18 protein-coding genes are annotated in these 20,536 nt (G+C 67.0%); 11 read left to right on the top strand and 7 right to left on the bottom strand.

Annotated features, from left to right (window positions below; translation table 11 throughout):
• Nucleotides 1-133 precede the first annotated feature (133 nt).
• Together AB7849_RS02030 and AB7849_RS02025 are read right to left on the bottom strand one after the other, a co-directional pair.
• Nucleotides 134-553, bottom strand: coding sequence for a DNA polymerase III subunit chi (locus AB7849_RS02030; RefSeq protein ID WP_008215205.1), 420 nt, complete (start codon nt 551-553; stop codon nt 134-136).
• 82 nt (nt 554-635) lie between these two features.
• Nucleotides 636-2,138: a leucyl aminopeptidase gene (locus AB7849_RS02025; protein WP_008215207.1), complete on the bottom strand. Its 1,503-nt coding sequence runs from the start codon at nt 2,136-2,138 to the stop codon at nt 636-638.
• A 94-nt stretch (nt 2,139-2,232) separates the two neighbouring features.
• Between AB7849_RS02025 and lptF the strand changes: the two genes are divergently transcribed.
• The 5 genes from lptF to AB7849_RS02000 all read left to right on the top strand — a co-directional run bounded on the left by lptF (nt 2,233) and on the right by AB7849_RS02000 (nt 7,054).
• A complete protein-coding gene (gene lptF / locus AB7849_RS02020) occupies nt 2,233-3,336 on the top strand; it encodes an LPS export ABC transporter permease LptF (RefSeq protein ID WP_008215209.1) in 1,104 nt (367 codons plus the stop codon).
• Entirely contained in the window at nt 3,336-4,436 is a 1,101-nt protein-coding gene (lptG, locus tag AB7849_RS02015) for an LPS export ABC transporter permease LptG (protein WP_008215211.1), read from the top strand. Before lptF ends, lptG begins: the two co-directional genes overlap by 1 nt.
• Nucleotides 4,429-4,881: a putative toxin-antitoxin system toxin component, PIN family gene (locus AB7849_RS02010; protein ID WP_037101843.1), complete on the top strand. Its 453-nt coding sequence runs from the start codon at nt 4,429-4,431 to the stop codon at nt 4,879-4,881. Before lptG ends, AB7849_RS02010 begins: the two co-directional genes overlap by 8 nt.
• Nucleotides 4,882-4,985: 104 nt before the next feature.
• Complete coding sequence (gene ltaE / locus AB7849_RS02005; RefSeq protein ID WP_008215216.1) at nt 4,986-6,002, top strand: low-specificity L-threonine aldolase; 1,017 nt, start codon at nt 4,986-4,988, stop codon at nt 6,000-6,002.
• 11 nt (nt 6,003-6,013) lie between these two features.
• The gene (locus AB7849_RS02000; RefSeq protein WP_008215217.1) at nt 6,014-7,054 is read left to right on the top strand and encodes a glycoside hydrolase family 43 protein; all 1,041 of its coding nucleotides are present in this window, start codon (nt 6,014-6,016) and stop codon (nt 7,052-7,054) included.
• A 117-nt stretch (nt 7,055-7,171) separates the two neighbouring features.
• Here the strand turns inward: AB7849_RS02000 and AB7849_RS01995 are convergent, their stop codons facing one another.
• The 3 genes from AB7849_RS01995 to AB7849_RS01985 all read right to left on the bottom strand — a co-directional run bounded on the left by AB7849_RS01995 (nt 7,172) and on the right by AB7849_RS01985 (nt 9,901).
• Nucleotides 7,172-8,425 carry a polyhydroxyalkanoate depolymerase gene (locus AB7849_RS01995; protein WP_008215218.1) on the bottom strand — a complete coding sequence of 418 codons (1,254 nt, stop codon included), beginning with the start codon at nt 8,423-8,425 and terminating at the stop codon, nt 7,172-7,174.
• 85 nt (nt 8,426-8,510) lie between these two features.
• Nucleotides 8,511-8,999 (bottom strand): RDD family protein, encoded by a 489-nt coding sequence (locus AB7849_RS01990; RefSeq protein ID WP_369500502.1) that lies wholly within the window; start codon nt 8,997-8,999, stop codon nt 8,511-8,513.
• Nucleotides 8,996-9,901, bottom strand: a complete 906-nt coding sequence (locus AB7849_RS01985) for a helix-turn-helix transcriptional regulator (protein ID WP_008215222.1) — start codon at nt 9,899-9,901, stop codon at nt 8,996-8,998. The genes AB7849_RS01990 and AB7849_RS01985 overlap by 4 nt, the downstream gene beginning before the upstream one ends.
• Before the next feature lie 176 nt (nt 9,902-10,077).
• Between AB7849_RS01985 and xerD the strand changes: the two genes are divergently transcribed.
• The 6 genes from xerD to AB7849_RS01955 all read left to right on the top strand — a co-directional run bounded on the left by xerD (nt 10,078) and on the right by AB7849_RS01955 (nt 18,835).
• A complete protein-coding gene (gene xerD / locus AB7849_RS01980) occupies nt 10,078-10,998 on the top strand; it encodes a site-specific tyrosine recombinase XerD (RefSeq protein ID WP_037101860.1) in 921 nt (306 codons plus the stop codon).
• A 115-nt stretch (nt 10,999-11,113) separates the two neighbouring features.
• Nucleotides 11,114-11,911 (top strand): disulfide isomerase DsbC N-terminal domain-containing protein, encoded by a 798-nt coding sequence (locus tag AB7849_RS01975; RefSeq protein WP_369500501.1) that lies wholly within the window; start codon nt 11,114-11,116, stop codon nt 11,909-11,911.
• 213 nt (nt 11,912-12,124) lie between these two features.
• The gene (gene purL / locus AB7849_RS01970; RefSeq protein WP_008215231.1) at nt 12,125-15,985 is read left to right on the top strand and encodes a phosphoribosylformylglycinamidine synthase; all 3,861 of its coding nucleotides are present in this window, start codon (nt 12,125-12,127) and stop codon (nt 15,983-15,985) included.
• 11 nt (nt 15,986-15,996) lie between these two features.
• Nucleotides 15,997-16,725 carry a hypothetical protein gene (locus tag AB7849_RS01965; RefSeq protein ID WP_050984382.1) on the top strand — a complete coding sequence of 243 codons (729 nt, stop codon included), beginning with the start codon at nt 15,997-15,999 and terminating at the stop codon, nt 16,723-16,725.
• 256 nt (nt 16,726-16,981) lie between these two features.
• Nucleotides 16,982-17,833 carry a glycosyltransferase family 2 protein gene (locus AB7849_RS01960; protein WP_008215234.1) on the top strand — a complete coding sequence of 284 codons (852 nt, stop codon included), beginning with the start codon at nt 16,982-16,984 and terminating at the stop codon, nt 17,831-17,833.
• A 96-nt stretch (nt 17,834-17,929) separates the two neighbouring features.
• Nucleotides 17,930-18,835: a DMT family transporter gene (locus AB7849_RS01955; RefSeq protein ID WP_008215237.1), complete on the top strand. Its 906-nt coding sequence runs from the start codon at nt 17,930-17,932 to the stop codon at nt 18,833-18,835.
• 78 nt (nt 18,836-18,913) lie between these two features.
• Here AB7849_RS01955 and AB7849_RS01950 read toward each other — a convergent pair whose 3' ends face one another.
• The gene (locus AB7849_RS01950) at nt 18,914-19,813 is read right to left on the bottom strand and encodes a TraB/GumN family protein (RefSeq protein WP_008215240.1); all 900 of its coding nucleotides are present in this window, start codon (nt 19,811-19,813) and stop codon (nt 18,914-18,916) included.
• Nucleotides 19,814-19,920: 107 nt separating this feature from the next.
• The gene (locus AB7849_RS01945) at nt 19,921-20,442 is read right to left on the bottom strand and encodes a DUF2127 domain-containing protein (protein WP_008215242.1); all 522 of its coding nucleotides are present in this window, start codon (nt 20,440-20,442) and stop codon (nt 19,921-19,923) included.
• Between the last annotated feature and the right edge of the window lie 94 nt (nt 20,443-20,536).

The raw sequence follows: 20,536 nt of genomic DNA, 5'->3' as shown, positions 1-20,536 counted from the left end.
GTGTTCTCGCCGTAACCGGGTAGGAGCGCACCCTGTGCGCGAATGCTCTGCGCTTGATCAGAACCGAGGGCATTCGCGCACAGGGTGCGCTCCTGTGAAAAGCGGGGTGGCTGGCTGCAGGGGCCGCCGCCCCTCACATGTCGAACTTGTTCACCTGGAATCCGCGACGCAGGTATTCGCGCCAACGGGTGCGCGAGCCTTCGCGGGCGGAGGGATCGGCCGCCACCACTTCCAGCACGCGTTCGCCGACGGCATCGGGGCAATCGTCGCGCAGGTTGATCATCAGCGGTCGCGGCGGCGTGTCGATGCCGGGCGGCGCGACCAGCACCGCAGTGTCGGCATCGTCGTCGTCGCCGGCGAGCTGGTGCGGGATGAAGGCGTCGTCGTCGAACGCCCACAGCAGATCATCCAGCGCCTCGGCCTGGGCGAAGTCGCGGCACAGGATCAGCGTGGGCTGTGCCGCCGCGCAGGCTTTCTTCGCCAGTTCGCAAACCAGCAACAGCGGCTGCTCGCGAAAGCGCGGCTTGTCGATCAGGTAAAAGTCGGCGCGCATAGGGCAGGAGTGAGTGGAGAGGAGAGAGAAGTGAGAGAAAACGGTGAGCGTGATGATGCCTCAAACGCGCATCTCTCACTCCTCAACTTCTCTTCACTCGCTTCTCGCTCCGATCGATCAGCCACTGCGCCAGCAGCGCCACCGGGCGGCCGGTGGAGCCGCCCTTGCGGCCTTCGTCCCAGGCGGTGCCGGCGATGTCCAGGTGGGCCCAGCGCTGGCCGTCGGTGAAGCGCGACAGGAAGCAGCCGGCGGTGATCGCACCGGCGCTCTTGCCGCCGATGTTGGCCATGTCGGCGAAGCCGGATTCCAGCTGCACCTGGTAGTCGTCCCACAACGGCAGGCGCCAGGCGCGGTCCAGCGTGGTTTCGCCGGCGGCGAGCAGTTCGGCGGCGAGGTCGTCGTGCTTGCTCATCAGGCCGCTGGCATGCTTGCCCAGCGCGATCACGCAGGCGCCGGTCAGCGTGGCGGCGTCGATGATCGAGACCGGCTGGAACGTCTGCGCGGTCCAAGTCAGTGCATCGCACAGGATCAGGCGCCCTTCGGCATCGGTGTTGAGCACTTCGATGGTCTGGCCGGACAGGCTGGTCAGCACGTCGCCGGGGCGATAGCTGTCGCCGTCGGGCATGTTCTCGGCCGAGGGCACCACGCAGACCAGGTTGAGTGGCAGGCCCATCTTCACCGCAGAGACGAAGCCACCCAGCACGCCGGCGGCGCCACCCATGTCGAACTTCATTTCGTCCATGCCGGGGCCGGGCTTCAGGCTGATACCGCCGGTGTCGAAAGTGATGCCCTTGCCGACGAAGGCGTAGGGCTTGTCACCCTCGGCGCCACCGCGATATTCCAGCGCGATCAGTTTCGGCTTGTTGGCCGAGCCGCGACCCACCGCAAGCAGCGAGCCGAAGCCGAGCTTTTCCATTTCCACGTGATCGAGCACGCGGCAGCTGACCTTGTCATGCGCATCGGCGAAGGCCTGCGCCTGTTCGGCGATATAGGCGGGAGTGCAGATATTCGGCGGCAGGTTGGCCAGCTCGCGGGCGAAGCGCACGCCTTCGGCGATGCCGCGGGCCTGGTCGAGCCCGGCGTGGGCGTCGTCAGCGGCGGCAAAGGCGAGCGTGGTCAGCGCCGGCTTGCCTTGATCGCGCGGCTTGACGGTGGCGGTGTAGCGGTAGGCGGCGTAGTCGGCGGCCAGCGCAGCGGTGCGCACGCGCCAGGCGGTATCGTGGCCGGGCACGTCCAGCTCGGTGAGCCAGGATGCGGCATTGTCCAGCGGCAACTTGCCCAGGGCGCGGGCGGCTTCGATGTTCACCTTCTGGAAGCGGGCGGCGTCGAAGCTTTTCTGCGCACCCAAGCCCACCACCAGCACGCGCTTGGCGCTGACGCCCTCGGGCGCGAACAGCACGGTGACGCTGCCGGCCTTGCCGTTGATGTCGCCGCTTTCCACCTGCCGCTTGATCACGCCGCCGGCGGCACCATCGATGCGCGCGGCGGCGCTGGTGAGCAGGCCGTTCTCGTACACACCGACCACCACGCAGGGGCTGTCGACGGTTTCGGGGGCGGCGGAGGCAAGGCTGAACTGAAGCGTCATCGGAAATGTCCTGCAGAGCGCCGGCGGGGTGGAACCGGCTAGACTTGGGGTTTGCCGGCCGCGTGGCGCGGCGTGAAGCCATTGATTCTATCGCATGCTGAGCATCCTCGACCGCTACTTCCTGCGTGAGCTGGGCCAGACCGTGGCTGCGACCGCCATCGTGTTGCTGGCGATCATGTCCGGCACCACCTTCGCGCAGGTGCTCAAGCAGGTCGCCAACGGCAGCTTCCCGGCCAGCGTGATGTTCCAGGTGCTGGGGCTGAACATGCTCGACAGCCTGTCCACGTTGCTGCTGCTGGCCGGCTTCATCGGCATCCTGCTGGCGCTGGGTCGGATGTACCGCGAGAGCGAGATGCACGTGCTGGCCTCGTCCGGCATGGGCCCGCGCGGGTTGTTGCGGCCGGTGGCGCTGCTGGCGCTGATTCTCGCGTTGGTGGTGGGCGTGGTCTCGCTATGGCTGGGGCCGTGGGCTGCCGCCAAGTCCAACCAGGTGGTGGCGGCGGCGAACCGTTCGGTGATCGCGGCCGGCCTCGACGCGGGGCGCTTCACCGAGTTGCCCGGCAAGGGTGGCATCATCCTGGTCGATACCTTGAGCCGCGATGGCAGCCAGCTCGGGCGCACCTTCATCGCCACCGAACGCACTGGCAAGGACGGCGTTCAGCAGGTCAAGCTGATCACGGGAACCAAGGGCCACCTGTACCAGGGCAGCAACGGCGAGGACCGTTACCTGTCGCTGGACGATGGCTGGCAGTACGAGATTCCGCTGGGTGGCGACAACTGGCGCCGCATGCAGTACCAGCGCAACGACACCTCGCTGACCAATGTGCAGTCGGATGATGGCGACGATCCGGCACATACGCTGGATACCTTCACCCTGGCGCATGTCGACAACGCCGACGCGCGGGCCGAGTTCGCCTGGCGCACCATCGCCCCGGCGATGGCACTGGTGCTGGTGATGCTGGCGCTGCCGATGGCGCGGCAAAGTCCGCGCGAACCGCGCTTCGGTCGCATGCTGCTGGCGGTGCTCGGGTTCTATGCCTATTACCTGGTGCTGGCGCTGTGCCGCGGCCAGATCGTCAAGGGCCACTGGCACCATGCCGGCGCATTGTGGGTAGTGAGTGCACTGGTATTCGTGCTCGGGGCATGGCTGTTCCAACGGCAATACGCCGCGCGTAAGCCGCGCGGGGGGAATGCCTGATGGAGGCTTGGCGCATCAAGCGCGTCGACTGGCTGGTCAGCCTGAGCGTGCTCGGCTCGATGCTCATGGTATGGCTGGTACTGACCGGTTTTGACGCAGTGTTCGAATTCCTGCGCCAGCTCGGCAACGTGGGCAAGAACGGTTATACGGTCAGCAACGCGGCGGTGTACATCCTGGTCACCGTGCCGCGACGCATGTACGAGATGTTTCCGAATGCCGCGCTGATCGGCGGCCTGCTCGGCCTCGGTGCGCTGGCTTCCAGCGGCGAGCTGACCGCGTTGCGCGCGGCGGGCATGTCGCGCATGCGCATTGCCGCCTCGGCCGCCGGCGTGGTGGCTGTGCTGCTGGTGGCCGTGGTGGTCATGGGCGAGACGGTGGGGCCGTGGGGCGACCAGCAAGCCCAGGCCATGCAGTTGCGCATGAAGTCCGGCAACCTCGGCCTGACCAACGGCAGCGGGCTGTGGGCGCGCGACGGCGATCGCATCATCAATGCCCGCGCCAGCATGCTCAAGCACGAGGACGGCCACAGCGAAGTGCAACTGGCCGACGTGCGCGTGTTCACGCTGACTCCGGATGGCCAGCTCAGCCGCTTCGACTGGGCCAAGACCGCCGAGCACGTGGGCGGTCAGTGGGTACTGAACAACGTTCGCACCACCACCCTGGACGACAAGGGCACGCACAGCAGCCAGTCCGCGCGCGTGCTGTGGGCGTCGCATCTCAACCCGCGCATCCTCGAACAGTCGCTGATCCAGCCGCAGTACCTGCCGATGCGCGATCTGCATCGCAGCATGCGTTACCTGGAAAGCAACGGCGAGAATCCCGGCCCTTACGCCATCGCATTCTGGGCGCGCGCACTGTATCCATTCAACGTGCTGGTGCTGGTGTTGTGCGCGATGCCGTTCGCGTTTGGCACGCTGCGTTCGGGTGGTCTGGGCAAACGCATCTTCATCGGCATGCTGCTGGCAATCGGCTGGTATTTCCTGCAGAAGGCGATGGTCAGTTTCGGCACCGTCTACGGCGTGCCGCCGGGGGTGGCCAACGTCTTGCCCGCGATCCTGCTGGCGGGGCTGGCATGGCTGTATTTCCGCAAGCGTGTCTGAGCGGCAACCGCCGGCGCGACCGCGCCTTGTGCTGGACACCAATGTCTGCCTCGACCTGTTCGTGTTCGACGATCCGCGTTGCGCGGACCTGCGGGCGGCCTTGCGCGAAGGCCGCGTCGAGGCGGTGACGCGCGACGATTGCCGCGCCGAATGGCTGGCCGTGCTGGCGTATCCGCGGCTGGCACTCGCGCCGGAACGACGCGCGCAGGCTGCTGCCGCGTTCGATGCCTGCGTCCGCTGCCTGCCATCGACACCGGTGGATGCGCGCTTGCCGCGCTGCGCCGATCCGGATGACCAGAAATTCCTGGAGCTGGCCGCGATGGCCGGTGCGCAGGTCTTGCTCAGTCGTGACGACGCCTTGCTGCGGCTGGCCCGTCGTACGCAGCGCGACGGACTGTTCGCCATCCTGCCACCGTGGGCATGGCACGAAATCGAGTCGGCCTGATGGGACGTCGGCATCGGTCGCGCTGATTCAGCGCCATCCCGCACTTGCCGTGGCAGCGCACATCTTCCAATCTGACCGTTTTCCGGAATACGACGAGGTGTGCCGTGGAATGGGTGGATCTGCGCAGCGACACGGTGACCCGGCCCACGCCCGCGATGCGCGTGGCGATGGTCGAGGCCGAAGTGGGCGACGACGTCTACGGTGAAGACCCCACCGTCAACGCCTTGCAGCAGCGACTGGCCAGTGATCTCGGTTTCGAGGCGGGGTTGTTCGTACCCAGCGGCACGCAGTCCAACCTGCTGGCGCTGATGTCGCATTGCGAACGCGGCGACGAATACCTGGTCGGCGCCGATGCGCATACCTACAAGTTCGAAGGCGGCGGCGCGGCGGTGCTGGGTTCGATCCAGCCGCAGCCGATTCCGCATGACGTGGATGGCACGCTGCCGCTGGAGAAGATCGCGGCGGCGATCAAGCCGGTCGATCCGCATTTTGCACGCACGAAATTGCTGGCGCTGGAAAACACCTGGCACGGTCGCGTGTTGCCGCGGGATTACCTGCGGGCCGCGCATGACTTTGCCCGCGAGCGCGGCCTGGCCTTGCATCTGGATGGCGCGCGCCTGTTCAACGCGGCAGTGGCCGATGGCGTGCCGGCACGCGAGATCGCGCAGCTTTTCGACAGCGTATCGATCTGCCTGTCCAAGGGGCTGGGCGCACCGGTGGGTTCGGTGCTGGTGGGTTCCGCGGCGCTGATCGACAAGGCCCGGCGCTGGCGCAAGGTGACCGGTGGCGGCTGGCGCCAGGCGGGTATTCTCGCTGCGGCGGGTTTGCATGCGCTGGATCATCACGTCGAACGTCTGGCCGAGGACCATGCGCGCGCCGCACGGCTGGCTGATGGCTTGCGCGAGATCCCGGGCGTGCACCTGCTGGGTCACCACACCAACATGGCTTTCGTCGATGTGCCGGCTGATCGCCTGCGTGATCTGGACGTCCATTTGCAGGCGGCGAGCGTCCGCATCAGCATCGGTTACCTTCCGACCTTGCGCCTGGTGACGCACCTGGATATCGACGACGACGGCGTGCAGCGCACGCTTGAGGCGTTCGCACGGTTTTTCGCACGTTGAGAGAGGTGGTGATGATTCGATTGCAGCAGCGCGCGCAGCGCCCACGCCTGGCGGCAGGCCGACGGCTTTCCGTGATCCTGGCCTGGGGCCTGTGGATCGTCGCGACCGCGGCGTGGAGTGGTACGCCCGTCGCCACCGGAACGAAACAGTTCTCCGGCAACCCGATCCTGCACGGCTGGTACGCGGACCCCGAGTCGGCGATCTTCGGCAAGCAGTACTGGATCTATCCCACCTACTCGGCGGACTACGACAAGCAATTGTTCTTCGATGCGTTCTCCTCGCCCGACCTGGTGCACTGGACCAAGCATCCGCACGTGCTGGACGCCCGCGCGGTGGCGTGGGTGAAGAAGGCCCTGTGGGCGCCGGCGATCGTGCACAAGGACGGCAAGTACTACCTGTTTTTCGCCGCCAACGACATCCACAGTGACAGCGAAGTGGGCGGCATCGGCGTGGCGGTGGCCGACCGGCCGCAGGGGCCGTTCCGCGACCTGCTGGGCAAGCCGCTGGTCGGCGCCTTCCACCACGGCGCGCAGCCGATCGACCCGGGCGTGTTCCGCGACGACGATGGCAGCTATTACCTGCTCTACGGCGGCTGGGGCCATCTCGTCATCGCGCACCTGAAACCGGACTTCACCGGCTTCGAGCCGCTGCCCGACGGCCAGACGTTCAAGGAGATCACGCCCGAACACTACGTGGAAGGGCCGCTGATGTTCCGCCGCGACGGCAAGTATTACCTGATGTGGTCGGAAGGCGGCTGGACCGGGCCGGACTACTCGGTGGCGTACGCCATCGGCGACTCGCCGCTGGGGCCGTTCAAGCGCATCGGCAAGATCCTGCAGCAGGACCCGGCGATCGCCACCGGCGCCGGCCACCATTCGCTGCTGCACACCCCGGACGGCAACTGGTACATCGTTTACCACCGCCGGCCGAAGGGCGAGACGGCGGCCAACCATCGGGTGGTCTGCATCGATCGGCTGTACTTCGACGCCAAGGGTTTCATCCTGCCGGTGAAGATCACCCGGCGCGGAGTGGAGCGGCATCCGCTGCGTTGAGCGCAGATTCACCCGAAACTCTTGTAGGAGCGCACCCTGTGCGCGAAGGCTCTGGCGCTCCATCCGAGCCAAAAGCCATCGCGCACAGGGTGCGCTCCTACCGAAAGCCGGCGAGGGTCAGCCGGTCGCCTGATCGAACTTGCGGATGAAATCCCGTACCTGCGGATACACCACTTCGCGCCAGCGACGCCCACTGAAAATGCCGTAATGACCGGCACCCTCGATCACCTTGTGCGCGCGCCGCTTCGCCGGGATGCCGCTGCACAGGTCGTGCGCGGCCTGGGTCTGGCCGAGGCCGGCGATGTCGTCCAGTTCACCTTCCACGGTGAGCAGGGCGCTGTGCTTGATCGCGGCGGGGTTCACGCGTTCACCGGCCACGTCCCACAGGCCGCGGGGCAGCAGGAATTGCTGGAACACGGTGGCGATGGTGTCGAGGTAGAACTCCGCCGGCATGTCCAGCACGGCGTTGTATTCGTCGTAGAACTTGCGGTGCGACTGGGCGTCTTCCAGGTCGCCGCGCAGCAGGTTCTGGTAGAAGTCCCAGTGCGATTGCAGGTGGCGGCTGGGGTTCATCGCGATGAAGCCGGCGTGTTGCAGGAAGCCCGGATACACCTCGCGGCCATGGCCGGGATAGTTGGCCGGCACGGTGTGGATCACGTTGCCCTTGAACCACGACAACGGCTGCGTGGTGGCCAGATTGTTGACGCTGGTGGGGCTGCGTCGCGGATCGATCGGGCCGCCCATCATGGTCAGGCTGCGCGGGGTGGCTTCGCCGCGCGCGGCCATCAGCGACACCGCCGCAAGCACCGGCACGGTGGGCTGGCAGACCGAGATCACGTGCAAATGGTCGGCGCCGATGTGGCGGATGCATTGCTCGATCAGCGCCACGTAGTCATCCAGCCCGAACGGGCCGGCGTCGGTGGGCACCATGCGTGCGTCGACCCAGTCGGTGACGTAAACCTTGTGTTCGCGCAGCAGCGTGCGCACGGTGTCGCGCAACAGCGTGGCGTGATGGCCGGACAACGGCGCCACCACCAGTACCACCGGCTCGTTTTTCATCGCCTCGATGGTGGCCGGATCGTCGCTGAAGCGCTTGAAACGCTTCAACTGGCAGAACGGCGTATCCAGCGCCACGCGTTCGATCACCGCGATCTCGTGGCCGTGGGCTTCGACGCTGTGGATGTCGAAAGCCGGCTTTTCGTAATCCTTGCCAAGGCGGTGGATCAACTCGTAGCCGGCCGCCATGCGCTGCGTGCCGGGCCATTGCGACATCGGATTGCCCGGTTCGTTGAGCATGCGTGCGCTGGCTTCGGCGAAATGGCTGAGCGGGCCAAGGAAGGCGCGCTGCCATTCATGGATCTGATAGAGCATGGGGATGCCCCCGGAAGACCAAAATGCGGATTCTAGCGCGTGGCGGGTGAATTTGTTGCACCGCCACATGTCCGCGGGCGTCGGGCTACCGGGCGACGAAGGTGCCGGCGGCGATGTCATGCAACGCGCGCCGCTGCGGATCGAACAGGCCGATGCCGAACCACGCGGCCCAGGCGATGCCGATCACCCACAGTGCGCTCGCTTGTCCCAGCCACGGCGCCAGTCCCAGTCCCAGCAGCGGCAATGCGGCCACGATCAGGCGCAGCACCGCCTGTCGCCATGTCACCCCCGAGCCGTCGGCGGCCAGCACACGGATGCGCCATGGACGCATGCCCACCGTTTGCCCGCCGCGCCGCCATGACGCGAGAAAATAGGCGGCGACCACCAGCCCCTGCAACGGCTGGTACCACCAGGCGATGTGCGTCTGCGTGTCGGTGGTGATCAGTTGTCCGTGCGTGGCCAACTGGCTGAGCAGGCCCACCACCATCACCAGCGCCACCACGATCAGCAGGTCGTAGACCAGCGCGATCAGTCGACGCCACAGCGGGCAGGGCGTTGCGGCGTGAATGGTCATCGGGCGGATGGCGTTCCTGGCGGTGTGTCGATGTCGGGCGGCGCGTGACCGGACCAGGTCCGACCAGTGGACGTGTCGGACGTTGCATCGAGTATCGAGCGTATCCGCTGCGCGTCGGCCGCGGTCGCCGGATTGTAGATCACCAGGCCGAGGTCGGGCCGCCCGTCGACGGCAAAGGACGAATACTCGTACGCGATCGCGCCGATGGCCGGATGATGCAGGCGCTTGATGCCATTGCCATGGGCACTCACGTCGTGAGCGCGCCACAGGGCTTCGAATTCGGGGCTCGACCGGCACAGTTCGTCCACCAGCGCACCCACTTCCCCGGTGGCGCCGGCGCGAGCCGTGTCCGCGCGGAAGGTGGCCACCACGAAGCGGGCGACGCTGTCCCAGTCGAACTGGGCGGCGCGAACGCGGGGATCACAGAAGATCATGCGCAGGACGTTGCGCTGTTTCGGCGCCAGTGCGCTGTAGTCGGTCAGCAAGAGGGTCGCGGCGCGGTTCCAGGCGACCACGTCCCAGGTGGTCGTTTTCACCAGCGCCGGGCTGTAGGGCAGCGCGTCGAGGACGTGCTGCAGTCGTGGCGTCACGCCCTCGCCGGCCCGGTAACGGACCTCGGGCGGCCGGCCCAGGCCGAGCAGGAACAGGTGCTCGCGTTCGATATCCGTCAGCATCAATGCGCTCGCGATGCGCTCGAGCACCTCGGCCGAAGGCGCGCCGCCACGGCCCTGTTCCAGCCACGTGTACCAGGTGGCGCTGATATGCGCGCGCTGGGCCACCTCCTCGCGCCGCAGTCCCGGCGTGCGCCGACGCTCCGACGGGTAGCCGAGGGCCGCCGCATCGAGCTTGCTGCGGCGGTCCTTCAGGTACGTGCCGAGCGGGTTGTCGTTCGCGGTGGGCATGGTCATCCTGTTGATGAATATACCTGTATGAGTGGCTCATTTTACCGCGATAAAGAGCGCATCCAGCGCATGGGTTTCGGGTGGTTCGCCAGCGCCGGTTCGGACCGGGTGGTTAGGAGCGTGGGCTCTGCGTTGCGTGATTTTGCTTGCGTCGGGTGCACACCGCGGTAAGCATCATGCAGATGCAGGACACGAATGCCGCTACCCCCTCCGCCGCGGATGCCGCCAGCATCGCCGCATTCCTCGAACGCATCTGGTCGGAAGACGGCTTGGCCGACCGCACACTGGATGCCTATCGCCGTGACCTGGAGGCGCTGGCCGGTTGGCTGGCGGCGCGCGGGCGCAATCTGGGCACGGCGCGCCGCGAGGATCTTTCCGCGTTCCAGGGTCATCGCCCTGTGGCGGTGCGTACGATGGCGCGGCGGCAATCGGCGTTCCGGCGTTATTACGCGTTCCGCGTGCGCGACGAACCGGGTTTCGACGATCCCACGTTGCTGATCGAGCGCCCGAGAATGCCGCGCAGCCTGCCCAAGGCGCTGGCCGAGCGCGAGATCGAAAGCCTGCTCGATGCGCCCGATGTCAGCAGCACGCTCGGCTTGCGTGATCGCGCGATGCTGGAGCTGATGTACGCCTCGGGTCTGCGGGTATCCGAATTGGTGGAATTGCCGCTGGCCGCGCTCAACGCCCGTCAGGGCGTGCTGCGCATCACCGGCAAGGGCGGCAAGGACCGACTGGTGCCGGTAGGCGAGATGGCGCTGGAACGCATCGAAGCCTATCTCGCCGACGCCCGCCCCGCGCTGGCGAAGGGGCGCCAGCCGGTGGCGCTGTTCCTCAGCAATCGCGGCGCCGGCATGACGCGGCAGATGTTCTGGACGCTGGTGAAGCGCCATGCGCTCAAGGTCGGCATCCAGCCCAAACGCATCTCGCCGCACGTACTCAGGCACTCCTTCGCCACCCATCTGCTCAACCACGGCGCCGACCTGCGCGCCTTGCAGATGCTGCTGGGCCACAGTTCGCTCAGCACCACGCAGATCTACACGCTGGTGGCGCGGGAGGGTCTCAAGCGTCTGCATGCCCAGCATCATCCACGCGGTTGACGGCGTCGTGCCGGGATGTGATGTCGCAATGACGAGCACGTCCGCGCCCCGCACCCGCTGCTGTGCGAGAATCGGCCGGCATGCCGGCATCCCCGACGGCCTTCGAGGTGTAACGATGTTGAAGAAATGCTTGCTGGCGATTTGCGTCGGCGGATTCGCGCTCAGCGCCTGTGCGGCCGGTAACTCCGACGCGGCTTCCACCGTAGCGAGCACGGCCGCGACCCCCGCGAATGCCGCGAACGCGCCGGCCGAGGTGCGCCAGGCACTCGAGAAATTCGCGCCCGGGCTGAAGGTGGATGTGGTCGAGCCGGCGCCGATGCCCGGCTTCTACCAGGTGATCGCCGCCGGCCAGCTGGTCTACGTCAGCGCCGATGGCAAATACATGCTGCATGGCGACCTGGTCGACCTGGCCAAGCACAAGAGCCTGGGCGATGTCGCATGGGCGCAGTTCCGCAAGTCGGAACTGGCCAAGGTGCCGGCCGCCCAGCGCATCGTGTTCGCGCCGCCGCATCCGAAATACACCGTCACCGTGTTTACCGACGTCAATTGCGGGTTCTGCCGGGCGCTGCACAAGCACATCGCCGAGTTCAACAAGGAAGGCATCGCGGTGGACTACCTGGCATGGCCGCGCGAAGGCGTGACCAGCACCAGCGGCCGACCCACGCAGACCTATACCGAGATGGTCTCGGTGTGGTGCCCGAGCGACCGCAAGGATGCGCTGTCGGCGGCGATGGAAGGACATGCGCCCAAGCCGGCCACCTGCGACAACCCGGTGAAATCGCAATTCGACCTGGGCGTGAAGCTGGGCGTCACCGGCACCCCGACCATCGTGGCCGAAGACGGCACCATGATCGGCGGCTATCTCACCCCGGAACAGATGCTGCAGGCCGTGCGCAAGCACAGCGAGGGCTGACGCTTCTGCTGTTGTCCCTCTCCCGTCGAGAGAGGGGGCCGCAGGCGGAAGAGGGTACGGGCGGAGCGTGGCGTTACAGCGTTGCCGAACCCTTACCCCGACCCCTCTCCCGATGGGCGAGGGGCTCAACCGCGCGGTCTGGGGCGGCAGGTTATGCCGTATTGCAGCATCAGGTAGAATGGCGGTTTCCACTTGCATAGCGCCGTTCCCCGCATGATCGCACTCGACGGGCAGAACGCCCTCTCGCCGTTCCGTCTCGATCGCCTGAATGCACGTCTCGATGCCTTGCATCGTGGCGCCTGCGTGCAGGCCTCGTGGTTTGTCTATTTCATCGATGCTGACGCCGCACCGGCAGGCGAGGCGCGCCAGCGCCTGCTGGCCGTGCTGGAGGCGAAGGATGCGGCGCCCGCGCCGGCCACGCTGTGGGTAGGGCCGCGACTGGGCACGATCTCGCCGTGGTCGAGCAAGGCCACCGACATCCTGCATGGTGCCGGCTTCGACGTGCGCCGGGTGGAACGCGGCATTGCCTGGCAGGTGGTCGGCCTGCCGGAAGCCGATGACCCCGCGCATGCGGCGGTGCTGGCGGTGCTGCACGATGCGATGACGCAATCGGTGCTCACCTCGCTGGACCAGGCGCAGGGCCTGTTCCTGGCTGGTACGCCGGGTGACCTGGTGCACGTGACGCTGGGCGGCGATGCCCGCGCGGCACTGGCGAAGGCCAATGCCGAACTGGGCCTGGCGCTGGCCGAGGACGAGATCGACTACCTCGCCAAGTGCTATGCCGAGCTGGGCCGCGATCCCACCGATGCTGAACTCTTCATGTTCGCGCAGGCCAACTCCGAGCATTGCCGCCACAAGGTGTTCAACGCCAGTTGGACGCTGGATGGTGAGGAACAGGACAAGAGCCTGTTCGCGATGATCAAGAACACGCATCAGCACGCGCCTGCGCACACGCTGTCCGCCTACCACGACAACGCGGCGGTGATCGCCGGCAGCGAAGGCCAGCGCTTCTTCGCCGACGCCGATGGCGTGTGGCGTGCGCACCAGGAACCGATCGATTTCGCGATCAAGGTGGAAACGCACAACCATCCCACCGCCATCGCGCCGTGGCCCGGTGCGGCCACCGGTGCCGGCGGCGAAATTCGCGACGAAGGCGCCACCGGCCGCGGCGCCAAGCCGAAGGCCGGGCTTACCGGTTTCTCGGTGTCGGACCTGCGCATTCCCGGTCATCCGCAGCCGTGGGAAGTGGAGCGCCCACTGCCGCCGCGCATGGCCAGCGCGTTCGAGATCATGCGCGATGGCCCGCTGGGCGCCGCCGCGTTCAACAACGAATTCGGCCGCCCGTGCCTGGGCGGCTACTTCCGCAGCTTCGAGATGGAAACCGGCGAGACCGGCGTGCGTCGCGGCTACGACAAGCCGATCATGCTGGCCGGCGGACTTGCCAACATCCGCCACGACCACGTGCAAAAGCGCATGCTGGAACCGGACCACGCGGTGATCGTGCTGGGCGGCCCGGCCATGCTGATCGGCCTGGGCGGCGGCGCGGCTTCGTCGGTGGCGGGTGGTGCGTCCAGCGCCGAACTGGATTTCGCCTCGGTGCAGCGCGACAACGCCGAGATGGAGCGTCGCTGCCAGCAGGTGATCGACGCCTGCTGGGCGCGCGGCGAGCACAACCCCATCGTCAGCATCCACGACGTGGGTGCGGGCGGTTTGTCCAACGCGATTCCCGAGCTGCTCAACGATGCCGGCGTGGGCGGTGACATCGACCTGTCGAAAGTGCCGTGCGACGACCCCTCGCTGTCGCCGATGCAGGTGTGGAGCAACGAGTCGCAGGAACGCTATGTATTGGGCATCGCGCAGCCCGACCTGGCCGAATTCGAGGCGTATTGCCAACGCGAGCGCTGCCCGTACGCCGTGGTCGGCACGGCCACCGCCGAGCGCGTGCTGAAGCTGACCGATCCGCGCCGCGGGCTGACGGTGATCGATCTGCCGATGGACGTGCTGTTCGGCAAGCCGCCGCGCATGCACCGCGACGCCACGCACATCAAGCCGCGCGTGGACCTGATTCCCGACTTGTCCGGCATCGGCATGGACGAGGCGTTGCTGCGCGTGTTGCGCCTGCCCACCGTGGGCAGCAAGAACTTTCTCATCACCATCGGCGATCGCACCGTGGGCGGCCTCAATCACCGCGATCCGATGGTCGGCCCGTGGCAGGTGCCGGTGGCCGATTGCGCGGTGACCATGACCGATTTCGACGGCTATGCCGGCGAGGCGATGGCGATGGCCGAGCGCGCACCGGTGGCCCTGCTCAGCAGTGCCGACGCGGCGCGACTGGCCGTGGGCGAGGCGATCACCAACCTGGCCGCCGCTTCCATTGCCGACCTGAGCGAGGTCCGCCTGTCCGCCAACTGGATGGCCGCGGTGAACCACCCGGGCGAGGATGCCGCGTTGTTCGACGCGGTCAAGGCGGTGGGCATGGAACTGTGCCCGGCACTGGATATCTCGATTCCGGTGGGCAAGGATTCGCTGTCGATGCAGACGGTGTGGACCGACGGCGAGACGCCGCAGCGCACCGTGTCGCCGGTGTCACTGGCGATCACCGGTTTCGTTCGCGTCGACGACGTGCGTCGCACGCTGACCCCGCAATTGCAGCTGGATCGCGGCGATTCCGACCTGTGGCTGGTCGACCTGGGCGCCGGGCGTGATCGCCTGGGCGGCTCGGCGCTGGCGCAGGTGTTCAACCGCAAGGGCGGCGTGCCGCCGGATCTCGATGACGCCAAGCGCCTGAAGGCCTTGTTCGATCTGGTGCAGGAAGCCAACCGCGCCGGCCTGTTGCTGGCCTATCACGACCGCTCCGACGGCGGCGCCATCGTCACCTTGCTGGAGATGGCCTTTGCCGGGCATTGCGGCCTGGAAATCCATCTGGACGGCTGGGCCGAGGCGACCTTGCGCGCGCTGTTCAACGAAGAGCTGGGCGCGGTGCTGCAGGTGGCCACGGCCAATCGTGAGACGTTCGAGGCCTTGCTGGTCAAATACAGCCTGGCCGGCATGAGCCATCGCATCGGACGGCCGAAGGAAAAGCTCGGCATCAAGTTCTTCCTGGGCAGCGAAGCGGTGTTCAAGTGGCAATGGACCACGCTGTTCGGCGCCTGGAACGAAACCAGCCACGCCATGCAGCGCCTGCGTGACAACCCGCTCAGTGCCGATGCCGAGCTGGAGTGGCGCATCGACGACGCCGATCCGGGCATCAGCCCGAAGCTCACCTTCGACCCGGCCGAGGACATCGCCGCGCCACTCATCGCCAAGGGCGAGCGGCCGCGCGTGGCGATCCTGCGCGAGCAGGGCGTCAACGGCCAGGTGGAAATGGCGGCGGCGTTCACCCGCGCCGGTTTCGACGCGGTGGACGTGCACATGTCCGACCTCGCCAGCGGCCGGGTGAAGCTGGCCGATTTCCGTGGTATCGCGGCTTGCGGCGGCTTCTCCTACGGCGACGTGCTGGGCGCTGGACGCGGCTGGGCCACCTCGATCCTCTACAACGACATGTTGTGCGCGCAGTTCACCGCGTTTTTCGCCGACGAGACGAAATTCGCGCTGGGCGTGTGCAACGGTTGCCAGATGCTCAGCCAGCTGAAGGACATCATTCCCGGCGCGCAGCACTGGCCGAAGTTCCTGCGCAATGCCTCGGAACAGTACGAGGCGCGCGTGGCCACGCTGGAAGTGCTCGATTCGCCCAGCCTGTTCTTCAAGGGCATGGCCGGTTCGCGCATTCCGGTAGCGGTGGCGCACGGCGAGGGACGGGTGAGTTTCCCGCATGCGTGCAGTCCGTCGAAATCGGGTGGTGCGGTGCGCTTCGTCGACAACCGCGGCAAGCCGACCGAGAACTTCCCGCTGAATCCGAACGGCTCGCCGGGCGGCCTGGCCGGCTTCACCGCTGCGGGTGGCCGCGTGACGATTCTGATGCCGCATCCGGAACGCGTGTTCCGCACCGTGCAGTTGAGCTGGCATCCGGAGTCCTGGGGCGAGGATTCGCCCTGGATGCGCATGTTCCGCAACGCGCGGACGTGGTGCGGCTGAGCCGACCTTCGTTGCCACCGCGATGGTCGGCGTTGGCGCTGACCGTCGCCTGGCTGCTGTTGCTGGCGTCGCTGCCATGGTGGCTGGGATTGCCGTTGCTGCTGGCGCTGGCCGCCGCCCTGCTGTCGCAGGTGGCGCGGCTGGCCGAATACACCGGCATGCTGCGCCGGGGGCTGCACTGGGGCGTGCCGGGCTGGTTGCTGTCGGTGCTGCTGGTGCTGGGCGGTGGTCCCCGCGCATGGGTGTTGACCATGTCGGCCGCGCTGGCCGGTTTTTCGCTGCTGGTGTTGCTGGACAACTGGCTGGATCGCGACCGGCCGCGCCAGCCGTCGCCGATGTCATCGGCCGAGTGGAGCGAGCTGGCGATGGCGCCGATCGGCCCGGCGGTGGCCATTATCGAATTGCAGCCGCCGACCTGGCTGGATGTGGGCGAGGGGGTTGCCGACCCCCGTGGCGGCACGCTGCACGCCAGCGGCCGCGTGTTGACGCTGGCCGACGATCGTCGTGTCGACGGCGTCGAGCCACGCTGCTGTTTCAGCGCCGATGGCCGCTGGCTGGCGATGCCGTTGATGGCCGGACGCGGCACCGTGCTGCTGGACCGCCAGCGCAACAGGCTGCACCGCCTGCGTGGCTGGCAGCTGTGCGGCTGGCATGCCGGCCAGCCATGGCTGAATCGTGGCAAGGATGACGCCCCGCTTGGCCTGGCACACGTGCTGGGGCATGACGACCTGGAGCCTTGATGTCTGGTTGCGGGAGGTGTTTGCCGAGTGCATCCCTCTCCCATCGGGAGAGAGTGGCGGCAGCCGGGTGAAGGTACAGGCGAAGCGTGATGCTTCGCTTCGCCCGTACCCTCACCCCAACCCCCTCTCCCGACGGGAGAGGGGCTTCCCGCCGCCATGCCGCAGGCGATTTTCTTGCCCCGGCATTCTCCGGCGCCGGCATCTACCGCATACTTGCGCAGTGAACAGCCCCGCTTCTTCCCCCGGATCGGTCAATTTGCCGCTCAGCGTCATCGTGGTGTCCGCCGACAGTGGCGAGACCCTGCGCGATTGCGTGGGCCACGTGCTGGCCTGCCAGGTGCCGCTGGAGCTGATCCTGATCGACAACGCCTCGGCCGATGGCGTGCCGCAGGCAATCGCTCGCGCGCAGGAGCACGAGCCGCGCCTGAAACTGCTCTACAACCGCGCCAACCTCGGCTTCGGGCCCGCGGTGAATCGTGCGGCCGCGCAGGCGCGTGGAGAGGTGCTGCTGGTGCTCAATCCCGATTGCATGCTCGATCAGGCCAGCCTTCAACGCCTGCTCGACGTGCTGGACGATGACCCGAAGACGGGGCTGGTCGGCGCGGTGGTCTGTGATGCGCAAGGCGTGCCCGATCCGGCTTCGTACCGGCGCGATCCGCTGCTGCGTCGCGCGCTGGTCGATCTGTTGGGCACGCCTGGCGAGGGCGTCAACATCAAGGGCGCGATACCGGACCGCGTGGTCGAGGCCGAAGCGGTCTCCGGTGCGCTGATGCTGATGCGGCGCACGTTGTTCGAGCGCATCGACGGTTTCGACGAAGGCTACTTCCTGCACTGCGAAGACCTGGACCTGTGCCGCCGCGTGCGTGACACGGGGCGGCGCGTGCTGCTGGCCGGCGACGTGCGCGTGCTGCACGGCAAGGGCGGCTCCAGCCGACACCGACCGGTGTTCGTCAGCCGCTACAAGCATCGCGGCATGTGGCGCTGGTTCCGCAAGTTCGATCCGGCTGCGCGCAATCCGTTCGTCGCGGCGGCGGTATGGCTGGGCATCTGGACGCACTTCGCGCTGCAGATTCCCGGGCAAACGCTTAAGGCGAGGAGTGAGAAATGAGGAGTGAGAAGTGAGAGAAAGCCAGAACCCCGCAGCGGGCGATGCCTTGCTCTCTCTCACTTCTCACTCCTCTTCACTCACTTTTGACCCTGCGCCATGAGTACCTCGCGTCTCGCCACCCTCGCCACTCTCGGCCTGCTGCTGATGACGGCCGTGTGGGGGTCGACCTTCGTCATGATCAAGGATGTGATCGCGCGGATGCCGGTGGCGGATTTCCTCGCCGTGCGTTTCGCGGTGGCGGCGGTGGCGATGCTGGCACTGTTTCCCCGGCATGTCTGGCGGCTGGGGCGGGTCGGCATCATGCGCGGTCTGGTGCTCGGTGCGATCTACGGTGTGGGGCAACTGCTGCAGACCTGGGGCCTGGCACTGATCTCCCCCAGCGTCAGTGGATTCACCACCGGCATGTACGTGGTGTTCACGCCGATCCTTGCCGCGCTGCTGTTCCGCCAGCACGTGCGGGCGCGGGTGTGGGGCGCAACGCTGCTGGCCACGCTGGGGCTGGGGTTGCTGTCGCTGCACGGTTTCTCGGTCGGCGCGGGCGTGTGGCTGACCCTGGCCTCGGCGGTGATGTACGCGCTGCACATCGTGGTGCTTGGCCGCTGGGCACGTTCGGACGACGCGTTCGGTTTGTCGGCCATGCAGATGGTGGCGATTGCGCTGGTCTGCGGATTGGCCACGGTGCCGCATGGTGGTCCGATGCTGCCGCCGGATTCCGCTGCGTGGCTTGCCGTGTTGTACATGGCGCTGATCGCCGGCGCCGGCGCGATGCTGTTGCAGACTTGGGCCCAGTCGCATCTGCCGGCCACGCGTGCGGCGATCGTGATGACTACCGAACCGGTCTTCGCCGCCGCGTTCGCGGTGGCCTTCGGCACGGATGTACTCGGTTGGCGGATGCTGGTGGGCGGTGGCCTGGTGCTGGCGGCGATGTACCTGGTGGAGCTGGCGCCGCGTCGCAAGACGGTGACGGCACTACCGGCCGAGGCAGTGCATCACGAGGTGTGATGGCAGGCCGGAGCCGGCACCTTTCTGGCGCGCACCTGCGTCTTGCCGCCATTCCCACCCGGGTCGTGCCTTGCCAGCCTAGATCGCATCCACCGTCCAGCCTTGGCGGCTGGCGCTGGCGAGAATGCCGGATGGCCCGACCATGTGGTAAAGGCCGACGACGACCAGCGGCGTGCCCTTGGCGTCGAGCATGTTCTCGAACCGGAGCAGCCAGGCTTGGTTGCGCGCGAACGTGAGCCGTTGCGCCAGTTCCGGATAGGCATGGTTGTAGCGTGCTACTTCTGCAGCCGCCAACTCACGCTGGCCTGCCGCCCAGGCCTTGAAGATGCGCGCATCGGCCGCCGGCCCGGCGAGCACTTCGTCGAGTGCGTAGCGCAGGAACTGAACGTCCTGCAACGGCGTCAGCGCGCCGAACCAGGCCAGTACCTCGTCCTTGGTCTCGAACTCGCAATGCCAGGGCATGCCTGCCTGCGTGGCCTGTCCAGCCAGCACCTCGCGCGCGGATTTTCCTTTCCATCCGGCGCTACGGTAGTACTGCTCCTGGAGCAGCGAACCGACGAGCCACGGTCTGTACGGCGCCAGGTCGCCGAGGCTCATCTTGCAGTAGCGGGCGGCCTCGACCAGCCGCGCCTTGTCGCGCGCATTGAGCCAGTCGTCGAGGGGGTGCTTGGGATCGATGCCGTAGCGCTGGATGAGCGTGCCCTGCGGCTGCTTGTAGACGTTGTTGGTCTCGGTCCACAGGGCCGAGCAATGCGAGAGAAGCCGCTCGATGCGCGAGTCGCGCCAGTCGGCGGGCTGCGGCGGTGTTTCGGCCGTGAGATAGATGTTCCGGCCGCCGCGCCGGATCGACCACAGCGGCCAGCTATGCGTCACCGGTTTCGCCAGCGACTTGAAGGGCGCCAGTCCGCCGCTTCCGGCAACCAGGGTGGTCGCAAGCATGCCGACGACCTTGCGCCGGCGAGTGTCGATGGTGTCCATGTCCCGCTCCCAAGATCCCGGGAGCCAGCCTAGAACGGCTGGGCGAACCGGATCAGTGCTGCAAGTCACCGCACCCGGTTCATTGCACTCGGTTCATCGCATCGGGCTCATTGCATGCGGCGCATCGCCCGGGTCTGCATGGCCACGCGCACCAGGTACACCACGATCGCCACGTTGCCGACCAGTGCGGCCAGCTTGAGCCAGCCGAAGCGGTGCAAGGTTTCGTACAGTTCCAGCGGAATCAGCGAGGCGGTGGCGATCACGGTGAACCATTCCGCCCAGTACTTGCCCATCAGCAGGCCTACGCCTTCGATGCCGAACAGCACGGCATAGCCCAGCGTCACCAGACCCACCGCCACGAACTTGCTCGGTCCGAAATCCACCAGCGTCGACACCAGCTTCCAGCGCAGGCCACTGCTGTCGGTCAGCGGCAGGTGTTCCAGCCAGTGCACCATATGCTCGAAGTTTTCCGCGTGATCAAGATGGAATGCCGCCGCAGCCACCAGCAACAGGCAGAGCGTCTTGATGATCTCGTAGAAGGCGATGACGCGCAGGCCGGCGCGGTGTGGCGAGGCGGGTGCCGTCTGCGTGATGGAACGGGCAGTGGCAGTGGTTTCGAACTCGGACATGCGGAATCGGAGTGACGTGGATCGAAGTTTCCATTGTCCGCGCTGGTGGATGAATGGCCAGTGCGCAATGGCAGGGGCGGAGGGCGGCGCGGAC

It is taken from the genome of Rhodanobacter sp. FW021-MT20, assembly GCF_041107475.1.
Taxonomy (GTDB): domain Bacteria; phylum Pseudomonadota; class Gammaproteobacteria; order Xanthomonadales; family Rhodanobacteraceae; genus Rhodanobacter_A; species Rhodanobacter_A glycinis.
This window is presented reverse-complemented; position numbering and strand designations above follow the sequence as displayed.